We start from the raw sequence: 17,823 nt of genomic DNA, 5'->3' as shown, positions 1-17,823 counted from the left end.
GCGCGGGGACGTACCCATGGGTGTCGGGTCCGGCTACCGCCCGGCCGCCAGGGCCTGTCGTTTGGATCAGGCCGGATCAGTGAGCGGCCCGCCGCGGAGCGGCTGATGTCACTGTGGTGCGTGCGGTCGCAAGGCGGAGAAAGGAGCCGACGCGGAGCGTCGGCGACTGACGCAACGCGGCATGGGGGCACCTCCCGTGCCCGAAGGGCTACGGGGGAGTGCGTGCCAGGGCACGCGAACCCGGCAAGGTCCGAACGACAGGCCCTAGTCCTTGTTCTCCTTGTCGCGGCTGTCCCGGCCGTTGTCCCGGCCCGTGTGCAGCCGGGACCTGACGTCGTCGGGCGGCAGGAAGCGCGACCACCGTTCGGGGAACTCCGAGGGCATGTCCCCGCCGCCTCCCCCGTCCCCCTCCCCGTCTTCGTCCTCCTCGTCGTCCTCGCCGTCGTCATTGAAGACATGCGCCGCCTTCGCCCGTGCCACGAGCTCCGCCGCGTTGGCAGCGCGCAGCCGCTCGTTGGCCGCGCGGGCCGCCGCCGTGGCCAGCGACGGCCAGACGCGGTCGATCGCGGCGTTGACCGCCGCGCCCACCAGGACCGCGAAGGCGGTGAGGCCGATCCAGAGCAGGACAGCGATGGGGGCGGCGAGCGAGCCGTAGATCGTGGGGCCCTCGACCGTGCTGGTGAGGTAGATACGCAGCAGGAAGCTGCCGAGCACCCACATCCCCAGCGCCACCAGCGCGCCGGGCACGTCCTCGATCCACGGGGAGCGGACGGGGACGGACACGTGGTAGAGCGTGGTCAGGAAGGCGACCGAGAGCAGGGTGACCACCGGCCAGTACAGGACGCTGACGACTTCCGTGCCCCACGGCAGCTCCACCACCCTGTCCGGGCCGACGACCGCCAGCGGCAGCACCACCGCGCCGATCAGCAGGGCGACGATGTAGAGCAGGAAGGCGAGCAGCCGGGTGGCGACGATGCCGCGCTGGCCGTCGAGGCCGTACATCACGGTGATCGTGTCGATGAAGACGTTGACCGCCCGCGACCCCGACCACAGGGCGATGGCGAAGCCGATGGAGATGATGTCCGGCCGGCCGCCGTGGGTGACGTCCTCCAGCAGGGGCTTGGCGATCTCGTTGACGCCACGCTCGGACAGGACCGTGCCGACGGCGTCCAGGATGTTCTCCTCGATCGAGGCGACGGTCGTGGTGTCGGTCCAGTCGTCGACGTAGCCGAGGAGACCGATCACGCCGAGCAGCAGCGGCGGAAGCGACAGCAGCGTGAAGAACGCCGCCTCGGCGGCGAGGCCGAGGATGCGGTACTCGATGCACGAATTGACCGTGTCTTTCAGCAGCAGCCATGCCATCTTCCGCTTCGAGACGTTGCGGTAGAGGACCCGGGCCCGGTGGAGTCGGCCCGATGGCCGCTCGGGTGTTTCGTTTGCTGCCTGCACCTCCTTACCGTAGCGGCATGGCACCCAGCACCCACACAGTGACCAACCAGGCTCCGCCCCTGGTGGGGTACGACGTCTACACGTCCGACCAGGCCCTCACGGAGGGCGTGGAGCGGCATGTCGCTCCCGAACTCCTCGACGGTGTACGGGAGGACCTTTCGCTCCTCGGGCGCACCGCAGGCTCCGCCCAGGCCCAGGAATGGGGGGTGCAGGCCAACGAGAATCCGCCAAAACTGCGGACGCACGACCGGTACGGGAACCGCATCGACGAGGTCGAGTTCCATCCGGCCTGGCACCGGCTGCTGGGCAAGGCCGTCTCGTCCGGGCTGACCAATGCCTGGGGCCGGCCGGCCGGGCATGTGCGCCGGGCGGCCGGGTTCCTGGTGTGGACGCAGGCCGAGGCCGGGCACGGCTGCCCGGTGTCGATGACACACGCCTCGGTGCCCGCGCTGCGGACGGACCCGGCGCTGGCCGCCCAGTGGGAGCCGCGGCTGACGTCCGAGGTGTACGAGCAGGGGCTGAGGCCTGCCTCGGTGAAGGCGGGGTCCCTGTTCGGGATGGGGATGACGGAGAAGCAGGGCGGCAGCGACGTCAGAGCCAATACGACCCGGGCCGAGCCGATCGCCGGCGACGGGGAGTACCTGCTCACCGGTCACAAGTGGTTCTGCTCCGCTCCGATGTGTGACGGCTTTCTGGTACTCGCCCAGGCATCCGGTGGTCTGACCTGCTTCCTGGTGCCGCGGGTCCTTGAGGACGGGACCCGGAACGTGTTCCGGATCCAGCGGCTCAAGGACAAGCTCGGCAACAAGTCCAACGCGTCGAGCGAGGTCGAGTTCGAGGGCACCTGGGCGCGCCGGGTCGGCGAGGAGGGCCGCGGGGTGCGCACCATCATCGAGATGGTGGCCGCGACCCGGCTGGACTGTGTTGTGGGATCGGCCGCGCTGATGCGGCAGTCGGTGGCGCAGGCGATCCACCACAGCGCCTATCGCAGCGCGTTCGGCGGGCTGTTGATCGACAAGCCGCTGATGCGCAACGTACTGGCCGATCTGGCGCTGGAGTCGGAGGCCGCCACGACGCTGGCGCTGCGGCTCGCCGCCGCGTACGACGCCGATACGGAGGAGGAGCGGGCCTTCCTGCGGCTCGCGGTGCCCGCCGCCAAGTACTGGGTGACCAAGCGCTGTACGCCGACCGTGGCCGAGGCACTGGAGTGTCTGGGCGGCAACGGCTATGTCGAGGAGTCGGGGCTGCCACGGCTGCTGCGCGAGTCGCCGCTCAACTCGATCTGGGAGGGCTCGGGCAACGTACAGGCGCTGGACGTGCTGCGTGCGATCCAGAGGGAGCCGCAGGCGCTGAACGCCTTCCTGCAGGAGGTCGGAAAGGCACGGGGCGCCGATCACCGGCTCGATGCGGCGATCAAGGATCTGCTGAGTGAACTGGCCGATCTGGACGGCATCGAGGCACGGGCGCGCAGGCTGGTGGAGCGGATGGCACTGGTGCTTCAGGGGTCGCTGCTGGTGCGCTGGGCGCCGCCGGAGGTGGCGGACGCGTTCTGCGCCTCACGGCTGGGCGGGGACTGGGGCACTGCCTTCGGCACGCTGCCGCACACGCTCGATCTGGCGTCGGTCGTGGAGCGGGCGCGAGCCGTGGTGTGACGGCTGGGGCGTGCCAGGCGTCGCTGGGGAGGTAGCGACTTCTCAAACACGCCCCAGGGCTGTCGGGGTGGTGCTGCGCCGACACGGCACCACCCCGCGCTCCGTCATGCGCCGCTGTGCGGTGCACGACCACCGGCGAACCGGTGCACCGTCACCTTCGTACAAGCGCACGCCCGTTCGCGAGGGTTGCAAGGGGTTGCAGCCTTGTGCGCCGTATCGCCACGGACTCCCGCCCGCGACGGGCAGGATTGAGCCGGGCTGCCCCCACGCTCGGACGCTGGCGTCGCCCAGGAGGACCCAGTGCACAACACGCCGCTCGACCTGGCCAGGCTCTCCGGCATGGACACCGGGGAAGCCACCCGGCTGCTGAAGGGGGTACGGGACGCCGCGCTCAGCGGGCGCCGGTCCCGGGTCGCCCCGCGGGCCGACATCGAGGAGTCGTGGCAGCGAATGCTGCGCCGCGGTGTGGATCCCGACCGGGACCGCAGGGCCGGGCTGCTGCCGCTGGAGGAGATCGAACGCCGTCGGCAGGCATCCCCGCTGCGGGAGGTGCTGCCCGTCCTGCGGGACGGTCTCGTCTCGATCGCGGAGGGGGCGCAGCACATCATGGTCGTCGCGGACCCGGAGGGGCGGGTGCTGTGGCGCGAGGGGAAATCGTCGGTGCTGCGCAAGGGTGACGCGCACGGCTTCGTCCTGGGCGCCGACTGGAACGAGAGCCTCGTCGGCACCAATGGCGTCGGCACTCCCCTGGTCTCCCGGCGGCCCGTCCAGGTGCACTCCGCCGAGCACTTCGTCTCGACCCACGACACCTGGACCTGTGCGGGCGCTCCGGTCACCGATCCGCGCGACGGCAGGCTGATCGGGGTGGTCGACGTCAGCGGACCGCTGGCCACGATGCATCCGGCGACCCTCAAGCTGGTCACCACGGTGACCCGGCTCGCGGAGGCGGAGCTGCGCAACGCGCACTTCGCGGCGCTGGACCGGCTGCGAACGGTGGCGTCGCCACTGCTCGCGCGGCTGGCGGGCCGCGCGCTGGCCGTGGATGTGAACGGCTGGCCCGCCGCGGTCACCGGGATGCAGCCGCCCGGCCGGCTCCCGCTGCCGAAGTCCCTCGGCAGCCGCGTCTGGCTGCCCTCGCTGGGCATGTGCTCGGTCGAACCGCTGCCCGGCGGCTGGCTGGTACGGCCGGAAGAGCGGTCCACCGCTGCGCCGACCCGGGTGGTTCTGGATCTCAGCCTGCCCCGGCGGCCTTGTGTGACCGTCTCGGGCGAGGCGGGCAGCTGGGCCAAGGAGCTCAGCCCGCGCCATGCCGAGCTGCTGTATGTCCTGGCGCTGTATCGCGACGGGCGCAGCGCGGCCCAGCTGGCGCAGGACATCTTCGAGGACCCGACGCGGACGGTGACGGTACGGGCCGAGATGTCGCGGCTGCGGCGGCATCTGGCACAGGTGCTGGCGCACCGCCCGTACCGCTTCGCCGAGGATGTCGAGGTGGAGCTGGTCGGGCCGCCGGAGCCGGCCGAGCTGCTGCCGCACTCGACGGCCCCGGCGGTGCGCCGGGCGCGCCGCGGGAAGCAGTGACCGCGCGGGCACGCTCCGGCACCGTCTTTGGCCAGTTCACGGTGGCGTGATTTTCTGGCGCACATGAGCATCACTGTGACCACGTGGTCCCTGGAACAGACCTCGCCCGCGGATCTTCGCCCGTCCCCCGTGCCCGAAGGAGATCTGCGGATCGTCCGCGCCGAGGTGCCCTCGCCCGAGTTCAGCCGCTTCCTGTACTCGGCCGTCGGCGGCGACATCCACTGGAACGACCGGCTCGGCATGACGTTCGCGCAGTGGGAGGAACTGCTCGCGCGGCCGGGCACCGAGACCTGGGTGGCGTACGAGAAGGGCACCCCGGCCGGTTATGTGGAGCTGGAGGCGCAGGACGGGGGCTCCGTCGAGATCGTCTACTTCGGACTGGTCCCTGCCTTCCGCGGACGCCGGATAGGCGGCCATCTGCTCAGTTACGGAGTCGCGAGGGCCTGGGACCTGGCGGAGCGATGGCCCGGTCTCCCGCCGACGAAGCGGGTCTGGCTGCACACCTGCTCCAAGGACGGCCCGCATGCGATGGACAACTATCTGCGGCGGGGCTTCACTCTGTTCGACACGAAGGTCGAGCAGGAGACCGAGACGGCTACGCCCGGCCCCTGGCCCGGTGCGCACGGCTGAGTGACGGGCGCCACACTGTCTCGTGATGCGGGACAGTGTTGTCCACATTCTGGATAATGGTGGACTGCCCTTGGACCGCCATGACACGCTTCCGTCATGTCTGGAACTGGAATTGCCTTGGTGAGTCGGCGGCACGTCGACCTCGGCCGCATGTCCAGCGCCATCTGTCCGGCCTGCTGAAAGAACAGCACAGCCGATCTCCCGCATTCTTCTTAATCCCCCTGCGCACCGTCGCGCCTCCGCGCGAGTGTGCAGCTCAGAGCCGCCCTCCTGCAGTCTCGAAGGACATACCGCCATGGCCGCCACCCCCGAAAAGCCCGCCACCGCCACGCCCCGCCGCAAGGCCGGACGCCACCGCGGCGAGGGCCAGTGGGCTGTTGGCCACATGACGCCGCTGAACGCCAACGAGCAGACCAAGAAGGACGACGACGGTCTCAACGTACGGACACGCATTGAGACGATCTACGCCCATCGCGGCTTCGACTCGATCGACGGCGCCGACCTGCGCGGACGGATGCGCTGGTGGGGGCTCTACACCCAGCGCAAGCCGGGGATCGACGGCGGCAAGACCGCGATCCTGGAGCCGGAGGAGCTGGACGACAAGTACTTCATGCTGCGCGTCCGTATCGACGGCGGGCGGCTGACCACCGATCAGCTGCGGGTCATTGGCGAGATCTCGCAGGAGTTCGCGCGCGGCACGGCCGACCTCACCGACCGGCAGAACGTTCAGTACCACTGGATTCGCATCGAGGACGTGCCGGAGATCTGGCGCCGTCTCGAAGAGGTCGGCCTGTCGACCACCGAGGCCTGCGGTGACACTCCCCGCGTCGTGCTCGGCTCGCCGGTGGCCGGTATCGCCGAGGACGAGATCATCGACGGCAGCCCTGCCGTCGACGAGATCTACCGCCGGATCGTGGGCAACCCCGCCTTCTCCAACCTGCCGCGCAAGTTCAAGTCGGCGATCTCCGGATCGCCGCTGCTGGACGTCGCGCACGAGATCAACGACATCGCCTTCGTCGGCGTGAACCACCCGGAGCACGGCCCCGGCTTCGACCTGTGGGTCGGCGGCGGTCTCTCCACCAACCCCAAGATCGGTGTCCGGCTGGGCGCCTGGGTTCCCCTCGACGAGGTGCCCGATGTCTACGAGGGCGTCATCTCGATCTTCCGCGACTACGGCTACCGCCGGCTGCGCACCCGCGCCCGGCTGAAGTTCCTGGTCGCCGACTGGGGCGCCGAGAAGTTCCGCCAGGTCCTTGAAGACGAGTACCTGAAGCGCGAGCTGGTGGACGGGCCCGCCCCCGAGCAGCCCGTGCAGCAGTGGCGCGACCACGTCGGTGTGCACCGGCAGCAGGACGGACGTTTCTACGTCGGGTTCGCGCCGCGCGTCGGACGGGTGGACGGCACCACGCTCACGAAGATCGCCGAACTGGCCGCCGATCACGGCTCGGGCCGGCTGCGTACCACCGTCGAGCAGAAGATGATCGTGCTCGATGTCGAGGAGGCGCAGGTCGAGTCGCTCGTGTCCGGTCTGGAGGCGCTGGACCTGCGGGTCAACCCCTCGCCGTTCCGGCGGGGCACGATGGCCTGCACCGGTATCGAGTTCTGCAAGCTGGCGATCGTCGAGACGAAGGCGCGCGGCGCCTCGCTGATCGACGAACTCGAGCGCCGCATCCCCGAGTTCGACCAGCCGATCACCATCAACATCAACGGCTGCCCCAACGCCTGCGCCCGTATCCAGGTCGCGGACATCGGTCTCAAGGGCCAGCTGGTCCTGGACGACGAGGGCAATCAGGTCGAGGGCTTCCAGGTGCACCTGGGCGGCGCGCTCGGCCTGGAGGCCGGGTTCGGCCGCAAGGTCCGTGGCCTGAAGGTCACATCGGCCGAGCTGCCCGACTACGTCGAGCGGGTGCTCAAGCGCTTCCAGGCGGAGCGCGAGGACGGCGAGCGCTTCGCCACCTGGGCGGCCCGCGCCTCCGAGGAGGCCCTCTCGTGAGCGAGCGTGCCGCGCCCTTCTACTGCCCCTACTGCGGCGACGAGGACCTGCGTCCCAGCGAGCAGGGCCACGGCGCCTGGGAATGCGCAGCCTGCAATCGAGCCTTCCAGTTGAAGTTCCTCGGGCTGCTGACCCGCGGACTTCAGCGCAACGACGGTGGAGGGAATGAGATATGACGACCACTCAGGACACGAGCCTGAAGGAACTCGCCGAGCGGGCCGGGCGGGAGCTGGAAGACGCCTCCGCCCTGGAGATCCTGAAGTGGGCGGCCGAGACCTTCGGCCCGCGCTTCTGCGTCACCTCCTCGATGGAGGACGCGGTGGTCGCCCATCTCGCCTCCCGTGCCCTCCCCGGCGTCGATGTGGTCTTCCTCGACACCGGCTATCACTTCCCCGAGACCATCGGGACCCGCGACGCGGTCGAGGCCGTGATGGACGTCAACGTCATCACGCTCACGCCCCGTCAGTCGGTGGCCGAGCAGGACGCCGAGTACGGCCCGAAGCTGTATGACCGCGACCCCGACCTGTGCTGCGCCCTGCGCAAGGTCAAGCCCCTCGAAGAGGGACTGACCGGCTACGAGGCGTGGGCGACGGGCCTGCGCCGGGAGGAGTCCCCGACCCGGGCGAACACCCCGGTCGTCGGCTGGGACGAGAAGCGGCAGAAGGTCAAGATCTCGCCGATCGCCCGCTGGACGCAGGACGACGTGGACGCCTACGTCGCCGAGCACGGCGTCCTCACCAACCCGCTGCTGATGGACGGTTACGCCTCGGTGGGCTGCGCACCCTGCACCCGCCGGGTGCTGGAGGGCGAGGACGCCCGGGCCGGCCGCTGGGCCGGGCGGGGCAAGACCGAATGCGGGCTGCACGGATGACGATTCTGGGAGACAAGCACGTGACTGGGGCCACCATCTGGCTCACCGGGCTGCCGAGCGCGGGCAAGACCACCATCGCTTACGCGCTGGCGGAGCGGCTGCGCGCCGAGGGCCACCGGACCGAGGTGCTCGATGGTGACGAGATCCGCGAGTTCCTCTCGGCGGGCCTCGGCTTCAGCCGCGAGGACCGGCACACCAACGTCCAGCGGATCGGCTTCGTCGCCGAACTGCTGGCGTCCAACGGCGTCAAGGCGCTGGTTCCGGTGATCGCTCCGTACGAGGACAGCCGCGAGGCCGTCCGCAAGCGCCACGCCGCAGAGGGCACCGAGTACGTCGAGGTGCATGTCGCGACTCCGGTGGAGGTCTGCTCCGTACGCGATGTGAAGGGGCTCTACGCCAAGCAGGCCGCCGGCGAGATCAGCGGTCTGACCGGCGTCGACGACCCGTACGAGGAGCCGCAGAGCCCGGATCTGCGGATCGAGTCGCACCAGCAGACCGTGCAGGAGTCCGCGGCGGCGCTTCACGCGCTGCTCACTGAGAGGGGTCTGGCATGAGAGCCGTCGCTGCGTTGAACGAGGCCGCAGACAATTCCGAGGGCTCCAGCCCGTACGCACTGTCGCACCTGGACGCGCTGGAGTCCGAGGCGGTGCACATCTTCCGCGAGGTGGCGGGAGAGTTCGAGCGGCCGGTGATTCTCTTCTCCGGCGGCAAGGACTCCATCGTCATGCTGCATCTGGCGCTGAAGGCCTTCGCCCCGGCGGCGATCCCCTTCTCTCTGCTGCACGTGGACACCGGACACAACTTCCCCGAGGTGCTGGAGTACCGCGACCGCGCGGTGGCGCAGCACAGTCTCCGGCTGCACGTGGCGTCCGTACAGGAGTACATCGACGCCGGAAAGTTGCGCGAGCGTCCCGACGGGACGCGCAATCCGCTGCAGACGGTGCCGCTGACCGAGGCGATTCAGCAGCACCGTTTCGACGCGGTGTTCGGCGGCGGCCGCCGGGACGAGGAGAAGGCGCGCGCCAAGGAGCGGGTGTTCAGCCTCCGGGACGAGTTCTCGCAGTGGGACCCGCGCCGCCAGCGGCCCGAGCTGTGGCAGCTCTACAACGGCCGCCACGCGCCCGGCGAGCATGTCCGGGTGTTCCCGCTGAGCAACTGGACCGAGCTGGACGTCTGGCAGTACATCGAGCGCGAGAAGATCGAGCTGCCCGAGATCTACTTCGCGCACGAGCGTGAGGTCTTCGCCCGTAACGGCATGTGGCTGACCGCCGGCGAGTGGGGCGGCCCCAAGGAGTCGGAGAGCGTCCAGACGCGGCTGATCCGCTACCGCACCGTCGGCGACATGTCCTGCACCGGCGCCGTCGACTCAGACGCCACCACGCTCGACGCCGTGATCGCCGAGATCGCCGCATCCCGGCTCACCGAGCGGGGCGCCACCCGCGCCGACGACAAGATGTCCGAGGCCGCGATGGAAGACCGCAAGCGCGAAGGGTACTTCTAGCCATGAGCACCACGACCGAACAGCTCGCCGGGATCTCGGCCACCACCCTGCTGCGCTTCGCCACCGCCGGCTCCGTCGACGACGGCAAGTCCACCCTCGTCGGGCGGCTGCTGCACGACTCCAAGTCGGTGCTCACCGACCAGCTGGAGGCCGTCGAGCACGCCTCCCGCTCGCGCGGCCAGGAGACACCGGACCTGGCGCTGCTCACGGACGGTCTGCGGGCCGAGCGTGAGCAGGGCATCACCATCGATGTCGCCTACCGCTACTTCGCCACCGCGCGCAGGAGGTTCATCCTCGCCGACACCCCGGGCCATGTGCAGTACACCCGGAACATGGTCACCGGCGCGTCCACGGCCGAGCTGGCCGTGGTGCTGGTCGACGCCCGCAATGGCGTGGTCGAGCAGACCCGCCGCCATGCCGCCGTCGCCGCCCTGCTGCGCGTCCCGCATGTCGTCCTCGCCGTCAACAAGATGGACCTCGTCGACTACGCCGAGCCCGTCTTCGCCGCGATCGCCGAGGAGTTCACCGCGTACGCCGCGTCCCTGGGCGTCCCCGAGATCACCGCGATCCCGATCTCGGCGCTCGCGGGCGACAATGTCGTGGAGCCCAGCGCCAACATGGACTGGTACGGCGGACCGACCGTCCTGGAGCACCTGGAGACGGTCCCGGTCAGCCACGATCTGACCGGCTGCCACGCCCGGCTTCCCGTGCAGTACGTGATCCGTCCGCAGACCGCCGAGCACCCCGACTACCGGGGCTACGCGGGCCAGATCGCGGCCGGTACGTTCCGCGTCGGCGAGCAGGTCACGGTGCTGCCCGCGGGCCGTACGTCGAAGATCGCCGGGATCGATCTGCTCGGCGAGTCGGTGGACATCGCCTGGGCTCCGCAGTCCGTCACCCTCCTGCTGGAGGACGACATCGACATCTCGCGCGGCGACCTGATCGTGCCGAGCGGGGACGCGCCCGCGACCACCCAGGACGTCGAGGCGACGGTCTGCCATGTCGCGGACCAGCCGCTCACCGTCGGCCAGCGGGTGCTGCTCAAGCACACCACCCGCACGGTCAAGGCGATCGTCAAGGAGATCCCCTCCCGGCTGACCCTCGACGACCTGTCCCAGCACCCGAACCCCGGGCATCTGGTCGCCAATGACATCGGCCTCGTCAAGGTCCGTACGGCCGAGCCGCTCGCGCTCGACTCGTACGCCGACTCCCGCCGCACCGGCTCGTTCCTGCTGATCGACCCCGCGGACGGCACCACGCTGGCGGCCGGCATGGCGGGCGACTCCTTCGCCACCACCGCCGAGGCCGTGCACGTGGCCGACGACGAGGGCTGGGACTTCTGATGACAACCGACTTCTACGGCACGTTCGCGAAGGAGGGCGGCCGCGTCGGCAGCGGCACCCTCGGCGCGGGCACGGGCGGGGTGGCGCGATGTGCGCGATGACGTACGCGCACTGCCTGCGCGCCCGCACCCCCCGCACCCCGCACCGCCGAAGACCCGCCGACTCCCCGGCCGCGTCCGATGTGACGTAAGAACCGGGCCTCCGAGAGGAAACCCTCCCGTGCCTGCCACCCGTACGACCCTGCGCCGCGGCATCGCGGTCGCCGCCGCTCTGCCGCTGCTCGCTGTGGCACTCACCGCCTGCGGCTACGGTTCCGAGGCGAAGAAGGACGACAAGGTCGCTCCCGCCGCCAAGGGCGAGAAGCTCTCCGTCGACACCGTCAAGGTCGGCTACTTCCAGAACCTCACGCACGCCACGGCGCTGGTCGGCGACCAGGAGGGTCTGATCCAGAAGGAGCTGGGCGGCACCAAGCTCGCCTCGACCACCTTCAATGCCGGTCCTTCCGAGATCGAGGCGCTGAACGCGGGCTCCATCGACATCGGCTTCATCGGCCCCTCGCCGTCCATCAACGGCTACACCAAGTCCAAGGGCAAGAACCTGCGCATCATCGGCGGCTCGGCCTCCGGCGGCGTGAAGCTGGTCGTCAACCCGGACAAGATCAAGACCCTGGACGACGTCAAGGGCAAGAAGATCGCCACGCCTCAGCTCGGCAACACCCAGGACGTCGCGTTCCTGAACTGGATCGCCGAGAAGGGCTGGAAGGTCGACGCCCAGAGCGGCAAGGGTGACGTCTCCGTCGTGCGTACGGAGAACAAGGTGGCCCCCGACGCCTACAAGTCCGGTTCCATCGACGGCGCCTGGGTGCCGGAGCCGACGGCGTCCAAGCTGGTCAGCGAGGGTGCCAAGGTGCTGCTCGACGAGTCGACGCTGTGGCCCGACAAGAAGTTCGTGATCACGAACATCATCGTGTCGCAGAAGTTCCTCAAGGATCACCCGGACGTCGTCGAGGCCGTGCTGCGCGGTTCGGTGAAGACCAACGCGTGGATCAACGCCAACCCGGACAAGGCGAAGGCGTCCGCGAACGCCAAGCTCAAGGAGCTCACCGGCAAGGCGCTCGCGCCCGAGGTGATCGACCCGGCGTGGAAGTCGATCCAGTTCACCGACGACCCGCTGGCCGCCACGCTGCAGACCGAGGCGGACCACGCGGTGAAGGCGAGCCTGCTGAAGGAGCCCGACCTGGCCGGCATCTACGACCTGACGCTGCTCAACAAGGTCCTCAAGGCCGAGGGCAAGCCCGAGGTCGCCGACGCCTCGCTCGGCGTCAAGTAGGCCTGCAGGCAACCCCGCATCCGACCGATTTCCCAGGAGGTGACGACCATGGCCACAGCGATCGCCAAGGCCGAGGACCGCGTGACGGTCGAGCACGCCGCCCGTCTCGACCATGTCTCGAAGTCCTTCGCCGGACCGTCCGGGCAGCAGCTCGTCCTGGACGACATCACCCTCGATGTCGCTCCGGGCGAGTTCGTCACCCTCCTGGGAGCCTCCGGGTGCGGAAAGTCGACGCTGCTCAATCTGGTGGCAGGGCTCGACCGTCCGACCGCGGGGTCCATCGCGACCCCCGGCGGGCGGCCCGCCCTGATGTTCCAGGAGCACGCCCTGTTCCCGTGGCTGACCGCGGGCAAGAACATCGAACTGGCGCTGCGGCTGCGCGGTGTCCCCAAGACCGAGCGGCGCGCGGAGGCGCAGCGGCTGCTGGAGCTCGTACGGCTCCAGGGCGCGTACGGCAAGCGGGTGCACGAGCTCTCCGGCGGTATGCGGCAGCGCGTCGCCATGGCCCGGGCCCTGGCCCAGGACAGCCAACTGCTGCTGATGGACGAGCCGTTCGCGGCGCTGGACGCCATCACCCGGGACGTCCTGCACGACGAGCTGACCCGTATCTGGCGCGAGACGAACGTCTCGGTCCTCTTCGTCACGCACAACGTCCGTGAGGCGGTGCGGCTGGCCCAGCGTGTGATCCTGCTGTCCTCCCGCCCGGGCCGGATCGCCCGCGAGTGGACCGTGGACATCGAGCAGCCGCGCCGTATCGAGGACGCCGCCGTGGCGGAACTGTCCGTCGAGATCACCGAAGAACTGCGTGGGGAGATCCGCCGTCATGGCCAGCACTGAGACCAAGGCCGTCGGCAAGACCGACGATCTGGCCGGACTCGAAGCCGGCCTCGACGCACTCGACGCGGTGCAGGTACGCCGTACGCCCGTGCGCGAGGTGCTGGTCAAGAAGATCCTGCCGCCGCTGACCGCCGTCGCTCTGGTCCTCGTCGTCTGGCAGGTCCTGGTGGCGACCAAGGTCACCGACGAGGGAAGCCTGCCGGCGCCGTCCGCGGTGTGGGACAGCGTGTCCGACATGTGGCTCCAGGGCACGCTGCTCGAGGTCGTCTGGACCAGCGTCTCGCGCGGTCTGCTCGGCTTCCTGCTGGCGCTCGCCATCGGTACGCCGCTGGGACTGCTGGTCGCCCGGGTGAAGTTCGTCCGGGCCGCGATCGGTCCGATCCTGTCGGGTCTGCAGTCCCTGCCGTCCGTGGCCTGGGTGCCGCCGGCCGTCATCTGGCTCGGACTGAACAACTCGATGATGTACGCGGTGATCCTGCTGGGCGCCGTGCCCTCGATCGCCAACGGCCTGGTGTCGGGCGTCGACCAGGTGTCGCCGCTCTATCTGCGGGCCGGCCGCACCCTTGGCGCGACCGGGCTCAAGGGCACCTGGCACATCGTGATGCCTGCGGCACTGCCCGGCTATCTCGCGGGCCTGAAGCAGGGCTGGGCCTTCTCCTGGCGCTCGCTGATGGCGGCGGAGATCATTGCCTCCTCCCCCGATCTCGGCCTGGGGCTCGGGCAGTTGCTCGAGAACGGCCGCAACAACTCCGACATGCCGGGCGTCTTCCTCGCCATCCTGCTCATCCTGATCGTCGGTATCGCCATCGACCTGCTGATCTTCAGCCCGCTGGAGCGGTGGGTGCTGCGCAGCCGCGGTCTCCTCGTCAAGAACTGAGCCACCTCATGCCACGGCCCATCCTCCTCGTCATCGCCCACGGCAGCCGCGATCCGCGGCACGCCGCGACCGTGCATGCCCTGGTGGAGCGTGCCCGGTCGCTGCGGCCGGGGCTGCGCGTGGAGACGGGCTTCCTGGACTTCAACGCGCCGTCCGTACCGAGGGTGCTGGAGCGTCTTGCGACCGAGGGCGCATCGGACGTGGTGGCGCTGCCGCTGCTGCTGACCCGCGCCTTCCACGCGAAGGCCGACATCCCCGCCGTACTGCGCAAGGCCCCGCCGCGCCTGCGCATCCACCAGGCCGATGTTCTCGGCCCGTCCCCCCTGCTGCTGTCCGCCCTCGAACGGCGGCTGTACGAGGCCGGGCTCGACGCGTCCCACAAGCGCTCGACGGGCCTGGTACTGGCCTCGGCGGGCTCCACAGACCCGGAGGCGATCGCAGTGATCGCAGATGTAGCGCGGGAGCTGCGGCACACCGGTTGGTGCGCCGTGCGGCCTGCGTTCGCCTCCGCATCTCTTCCCCGTACCGAGGACGCGGTGCGGGCGCTGCGCGACGAGGGCTGCGAGCGCGTGGCGGTGGCGCCGTATGTCATCGCCCCGGGCCGCCTCCCGGACCGCATCGCCGCAGGTGCGCGGGAGGCGGACGTGCTCGCCGATGTCCTGGGGCCGGCCCCGGAGCTGGCGGAGCTGCTTTTCCGGCGTTACGAGCAGGCGCGGACGCCTGCCCGCGCCGCGCTCGCCTTTACGGGGTGATCACGCCGCCGTACGAGCGCTACGACGGGCACGCACCGCGCGATCCGGCGCCGAAACCGGTCTCATGGGCCCACAGATGGGCGCAGTTGGAGCACTGCAGATTCAGCAGGCTGCCCTTGTTGGACAGCAGATAGCGCCAGTGGTCACTGCAGGTGCGCCCCGCCAGGCAGACGGCGCAGTCCCGGTGGTCGGCGCATCCCGGGCACGGCACCCAGGCCCGGCGCCCGGCATCGGCCGTCGGATCAAGCGGCAGCATGGCCCCCGCCCTCCCGTCCCGGAAGGACGCCGGCCGACACGAGCCGGTCGTAGGTCTCCTGCTGCTGCGGGTCCAGGTTCGAGTACAGCAGGCGGTACGCCTCCTGCTCACCCTCCAGCACGGCCACCGGGTCCCAGTCGTCTCCGACGGCCTCGAGCACCGCGGCGCGCCGCCTGGCCTCGTCGACGGTCAGGTCGATCTCGAACTCATGGTGATCCGGAGTCTGGTCGTGGATCATGCGGTGCTTCTCTCGCCGGGTCGGTGGCCGAACCCGTCGTGTCTATCAAGGGCCTTCGAACCGAGGAAGCGTCAGCTCAAAGGGGCCGTCACCGCACGAAACGGACCGTCGACCCACTGAAGTCACTTCCTTCCCATAACGGGACATAAGACACCATGCGACCGCCGTCGTGTGAGGGACTGCACACGATGCCCCGCCCGCCCGTCCGGCGTGACGGCAGGCGCGGCCACCTTCAGGCCCGCGGGTCGCGCCCGCTCGTCGCCAGCGCCCGCTGGAAGGCGGAGGCATCGTCCCCCACGCGGACCGGCTCGGCGAAGCCGTCGTACTGGCGGTAGACCTCGGCGTGCTCCTCGACCACCCCGAGCACGAACTGGCCCGCCTCGTCCGGGATCTCGAAATCCTGGCCGATGGAGCGGGCCAGGTCCCAGCCGTGGACCGCGAGCTCCTTGACGAGGAGCGAGGCGATCTCGGGGGCGGGCATCGTCATGAAGCCGAGGTCCACATCGCCTTCCCAGACCGCCGGATCGGACCAGGCGGCGAGAGCACGGTCCAGCTGGGCCGCGTACTGCTCGGCCCAGTCGTCGGACGCCGTGAAGTCGCGCTTGGTGAGCCCCTCGGGGAGCTGCCGGCGCAGGGCGCGGTGCTCCAGGCCGTGGGAGGTGTACAGAACGAGGTGATTGACGAGCTCCCGGACCTCCCAGTCCTCGCATACGGACGGGGCCGACAGCTGCTCGGCGGTGACCAGGCGGGCGACGCGGGCAGATTCGGCGGCACAGGTGGTGAGGTGCGTGTGGATGCTGTTCATGCCGGCGAAGCTATGCCCGCCGCTTCCGGCCGGTCTTGAAGGAACGCGACACCTGAAGGAACGCGGCACCGCCGTCAGTCGAAGTTCAGGCTCCCGGTGCGGGTGCGCTTCAGCTCGAAGAAGTCCGGGTACCCGGCGATCACCCTGAAGCTGTCGAAGAGCCGGGCCGCCTCCTCGCCGCGCGGGATGGAGTTGAGGACGGGCCCGAACCAGACCGTGCCGTCGACATGGATGGTGGGCGTGCCGACATAGGCCTCGACGGCGGGGTCCCTGCCCGCGTCATGGCTGCGGCGTACGGCATCGTCGTACGTCTCGTCATACGCGGCGTCGGCGAGCGTCGCCGGCAGGCCGAGCTCGGCCAGCGACTCGACGACGACCTTGTCGAAGTCCTTGTTGTCCTGCTCGTGGATACGGGTGCCGTAGGCGGTGTAGAGCGGGCGCAGTACTCCGTCACCGTGCTGCTCGGCCGCGGCTATCGCGACCCGTACCGGACCGATCGACTTGTCGACCAACTCGCGGTACCACTGGGGCAGTTCATTACCCTGATTGTGGAGATACAGACTCATCGGCCGGAAGCGCAGCTCGATGTCCCGTTCCTTCTCGACCTCGAGGATCCACCGGGAGGTGATCCAGGCGAAGGGGCAGGCGGGGTCGAACCAGAAGTCGACGACGGTCTTGGTTGCCTCGGTGCTCGTGGCGTTCATGACCTCAGCGTAAGCAAGGAATGGCCCCGGACAACGGGCCACTCTGCGCGTGATTCGCTGGGCCATTTCGTCTACTCGCCGCCGCAGCGCGTGCCCTGGTGGAAGTAGAGCAGCCAGCCCTCGTCGGTCAGCCGCCACAGCGAGCTGCGGTGGGCGCGATGCGCTCCCGTCTCGGTGTCGAAAGTCAGATGCACCACGTCGGGGGCGAGCTGGGTGCCCTGCATCCGTGAGGCGGTGACCGGCCGCTGCGCGGACACGTCCCGCGAGGCGAGAGCCTCGATGATCGCGTCCCGGTCCCGGATACGGCCCGAGGTGCCGCAACCCCGGTAGTCCGGGTGAAGCAGCTCGGCCATCCGCGTCGGCGAGAGACGTACGGCCGGGTCGAGCAGGCGGAACTCCGCCTCCATGGCGGCGTTCACCGCCTCCATCGGGTCAGTCACGGGTCAGCTCCGCCAGTTTGACGACGGTGTTCCAGTTACGGCTGGTGGAGATGATGCCCTTGAACAGGCTGGGTTTGCCGAGCGCTTCGGCCAGTTTGGAGCGGCCGAGGCCGTTGGGCGCGTACAGATACAGCGCCCGGTCGCCGAGCCGGAACTCCTCCGGCAAGAATGCCGCCGTGTCGATCGACGCGAGCCGCTCGGGTCCGACGGGCTCCGAGAAGTAGGTGACGTGCAGCTGCTTGCCCTCCAGCTCATCGGCCGGGAAGGGGCAGTCGTCGGCCACGGCCTGCAGATACGGGCCGCTGCGCACCAGGCAGTCGACGCCGAAGCCGAAGCGCTGGTGGATGGCACGCTCCAGCGCGGTGGCGAGCGCCTGCTCGTCCTGCGACGCGCTGCTGAAGACGGCGTTGCCGCTCTGCAGATACGTGGCGACGTCTCCGTGGCCCAGTTCCGTGAGCAGTTCACGGAGTTCGGCCATCGGGACCCTTTTATGCCCGCCCACATTGATCCCGCGCAGGAGTGCCGCATACCTCGTGGTCATGGGCACACCATAAGGCGGCCGCCGCGC

The 17,823-nt window shown here is 69.7% G+C and carries 21 protein-coding genes; 14 read left to right on the top strand and 7 right to left on the bottom strand.

Annotated elements, in window-relative coordinates; translation table 11 throughout:
* Positions 1–264: 264 nt before the first annotated feature.
* Positions 265–1,449: a YihY/virulence factor BrkB family protein gene (locus OOK40_RS17765; protein ID WP_266482395.1), complete on the bottom strand. Its 1,185-nt coding sequence runs from the start codon at positions 1,447–1,449 to the stop codon at positions 265–267.
* A 17-nt stretch (positions 1,450–1,466) separates the two neighbouring features.
* Between OOK40_RS17765 and OOK40_RS17760 the strand changes: the two genes are divergently transcribed.
* The 14 genes from OOK40_RS17760 to OOK40_RS17700 all read left to right on the top strand — a co-directional run bounded on the left by OOK40_RS17760 (position 1,467) and on the right by OOK40_RS17700 (position 14,812).
* A complete protein-coding gene (locus OOK40_RS17760; protein WP_266482393.1) occupies positions 1,467–3,101 on the top strand; it encodes an acyl-CoA dehydrogenase family protein in 1,635 nt (544 codons plus the stop codon).
* Between the two features lie 300 nt (positions 3,102–3,401).
* A complete protein-coding gene (locus OOK40_RS17755) occupies positions 3,402–4,679 on the top strand; it encodes a GAF domain-containing protein (protein ID WP_266482390.1) in 1,278 nt (425 codons plus the stop codon).
* Between the two features lie 63 nt (positions 4,680–4,742).
* The gene (locus OOK40_RS17750; protein ID WP_266482388.1) at positions 4,743–5,309 is read left to right on the top strand and encodes a GNAT family N-acetyltransferase; all 567 of its coding nucleotides are present in this window, start codon (positions 4,743–4,745) and stop codon (positions 5,307–5,309) included.
* A gap of 96 nt (positions 5,310–5,405) precedes the next feature.
* Positions 5,406–5,489 (top strand): putative leader peptide, encoded by an 84-nt coding sequence (locus OOK40_RS35280; RefSeq protein ID WP_313904670.1) that lies wholly within the window; start codon positions 5,406–5,408, stop codon positions 5,487–5,489.
* Between the two features lie 115 nt (positions 5,490–5,604).
* Entirely contained in the window at positions 5,605–7,302 is a 1,698-nt protein-coding gene (locus OOK40_RS17745) for a nitrite/sulfite reductase (RefSeq protein WP_266482380.1), read from the top strand.
* The gene (locus tag OOK40_RS17740) at positions 7,299–7,478 is read left to right on the top strand and encodes a hypothetical protein (protein ID WP_215090936.1); all 180 of its coding nucleotides are present in this window, start codon (positions 7,299–7,301) and stop codon (positions 7,476–7,478) included. Before OOK40_RS17745 ends, OOK40_RS17740 begins: the two co-directional genes overlap by 4 nt.
* The gene (locus OOK40_RS17735; protein WP_266482373.1) at positions 7,475–8,173 is read left to right on the top strand and encodes a phosphoadenylyl-sulfate reductase; all 699 of its coding nucleotides are present in this window, start codon (positions 7,475–7,477) and stop codon (positions 8,171–8,173) included. Before OOK40_RS17740 ends, OOK40_RS17735 begins: the two co-directional genes overlap by 4 nt.
* A complete protein-coding gene (gene cysC, locus OOK40_RS17730) occupies positions 8,155–8,727 on the top strand; it encodes an adenylyl-sulfate kinase (RefSeq protein ID WP_266482371.1) in 573 nt (190 codons plus the stop codon). Before OOK40_RS17735 ends, cysC begins: the two co-directional genes overlap by 19 nt.
* Positions 8,724–9,674: a sulfate adenylyltransferase subunit CysD gene (gene cysD, locus OOK40_RS17725; protein WP_266482368.1), complete on the top strand. Its 951-nt coding sequence runs from the start codon at positions 8,724–8,726 to the stop codon at positions 9,672–9,674. The genes cysC and cysD overlap by 4 nt, the downstream gene beginning before the upstream one ends.
* Before the next feature lie 2 nt (positions 9,675–9,676).
* Positions 9,677–11,017 carry a sulfate adenylyltransferase subunit 1 gene (locus tag OOK40_RS17720; RefSeq protein ID WP_266482364.1) on the top strand — a complete coding sequence of 447 codons (1,341 nt, stop codon included), beginning with the start codon at positions 9,677–9,679 and terminating at the stop codon, positions 11,015–11,017.
* A 219-nt stretch (positions 11,018–11,236) separates the two neighbouring features.
* Positions 11,237–12,346, top strand: coding sequence for an aliphatic sulfonate ABC transporter substrate-binding protein (locus tag OOK40_RS17715; RefSeq protein ID WP_266482362.1), 1,110 nt, complete (start codon positions 11,237–11,239; stop codon positions 12,344–12,346).
* Positions 12,347–12,394: 48 nt separating this feature from the next.
* The gene (locus tag OOK40_RS17710) at positions 12,395–13,183 is read left to right on the top strand and encodes an ABC transporter ATP-binding protein (RefSeq protein ID WP_266482359.1); all 789 of its coding nucleotides are present in this window, start codon (positions 12,395–12,397) and stop codon (positions 13,181–13,183) included.
* On the top strand, positions 13,170–14,060 hold the full coding sequence (locus OOK40_RS17705) for an ABC transporter permease (RefSeq protein ID WP_266482357.1): 891 nt from the start codon (positions 13,170–13,172) through the stop codon (positions 14,058–14,060). Before OOK40_RS17710 ends, OOK40_RS17705 begins: the two co-directional genes overlap by 14 nt.
* Before the next feature lie 8 nt (positions 14,061–14,068).
* Positions 14,069–14,812, top strand: coding sequence for a sirohydrochlorin chelatase (locus tag OOK40_RS17700; RefSeq protein ID WP_266482353.1), 744 nt, complete (start codon positions 14,069–14,071; stop codon positions 14,810–14,812).
* Positions 14,813–14,831: 19 nt separating this feature from the next.
* Here OOK40_RS17700 and OOK40_RS17695 read toward each other — a convergent pair whose 3' ends face one another.
* From OOK40_RS17695 to OOK40_RS17670, 6 genes are all read right to left on the bottom strand, one after another.
* On the bottom strand, positions 14,832–15,068 hold the full coding sequence (locus OOK40_RS17695; protein ID WP_266482351.1) for a hypothetical protein: 237 nt from the start codon (positions 15,066–15,068) through the stop codon (positions 14,832–14,834).
* On the bottom strand, positions 15,055–15,306 hold the full coding sequence (locus tag OOK40_RS17690) for a DUF6400 family protein (RefSeq protein ID WP_266482349.1): 252 nt from the start codon (positions 15,304–15,306) through the stop codon (positions 15,055–15,057). The genes OOK40_RS17695 and OOK40_RS17690 overlap by 14 nt, the downstream gene beginning before the upstream one ends.
* 232 nt (positions 15,307–15,538) lie before the next feature.
* Complete coding sequence (locus OOK40_RS17685) at positions 15,539–16,111, bottom strand: TIGR03086 family metal-binding protein (RefSeq protein ID WP_266482347.1); 573 nt, start codon at positions 16,109–16,111, stop codon at positions 15,539–15,541.
* A 74-nt stretch (positions 16,112–16,185) separates the two neighbouring features.
* Positions 16,186–16,815, bottom strand: a complete 630-nt coding sequence (locus tag OOK40_RS17680; protein WP_266482344.1) for a DsbA family protein — start codon at positions 16,813–16,815, stop codon at positions 16,186–16,188.
* A 71-nt stretch (positions 16,816–16,886) separates the two neighbouring features.
* Positions 16,887–17,255 carry a nuclear transport factor 2 family protein gene (locus OOK40_RS17675; protein WP_266482341.1) on the bottom strand — a complete coding sequence of 123 codons (369 nt, stop codon included), beginning with the start codon at positions 17,253–17,255 and terminating at the stop codon, positions 16,887–16,889.
* Entirely contained in the window at positions 17,248–17,796 is a 549-nt protein-coding gene (locus tag OOK40_RS17670; RefSeq protein WP_266482337.1) for a DUF1697 domain-containing protein, read from the bottom strand. Before OOK40_RS17670 ends, OOK40_RS17675 begins: the two co-directional genes overlap by 8 nt.
* Positions 17,797–17,823 lie beyond the last annotated feature (27 nt).

This window comes from Streptomyces sp. NBC_01481, from assembly GCF_026339995.1.
Taxonomy (GTDB): domain Bacteria; phylum Actinomycetota; class Actinomycetes; order Streptomycetales; family Streptomycetaceae; genus Streptomyces.
The sequence above is the reverse complement of the archived record's forward strand: the minus strand, read 5'-3'. Positions and strand labels throughout refer to the sequence as shown.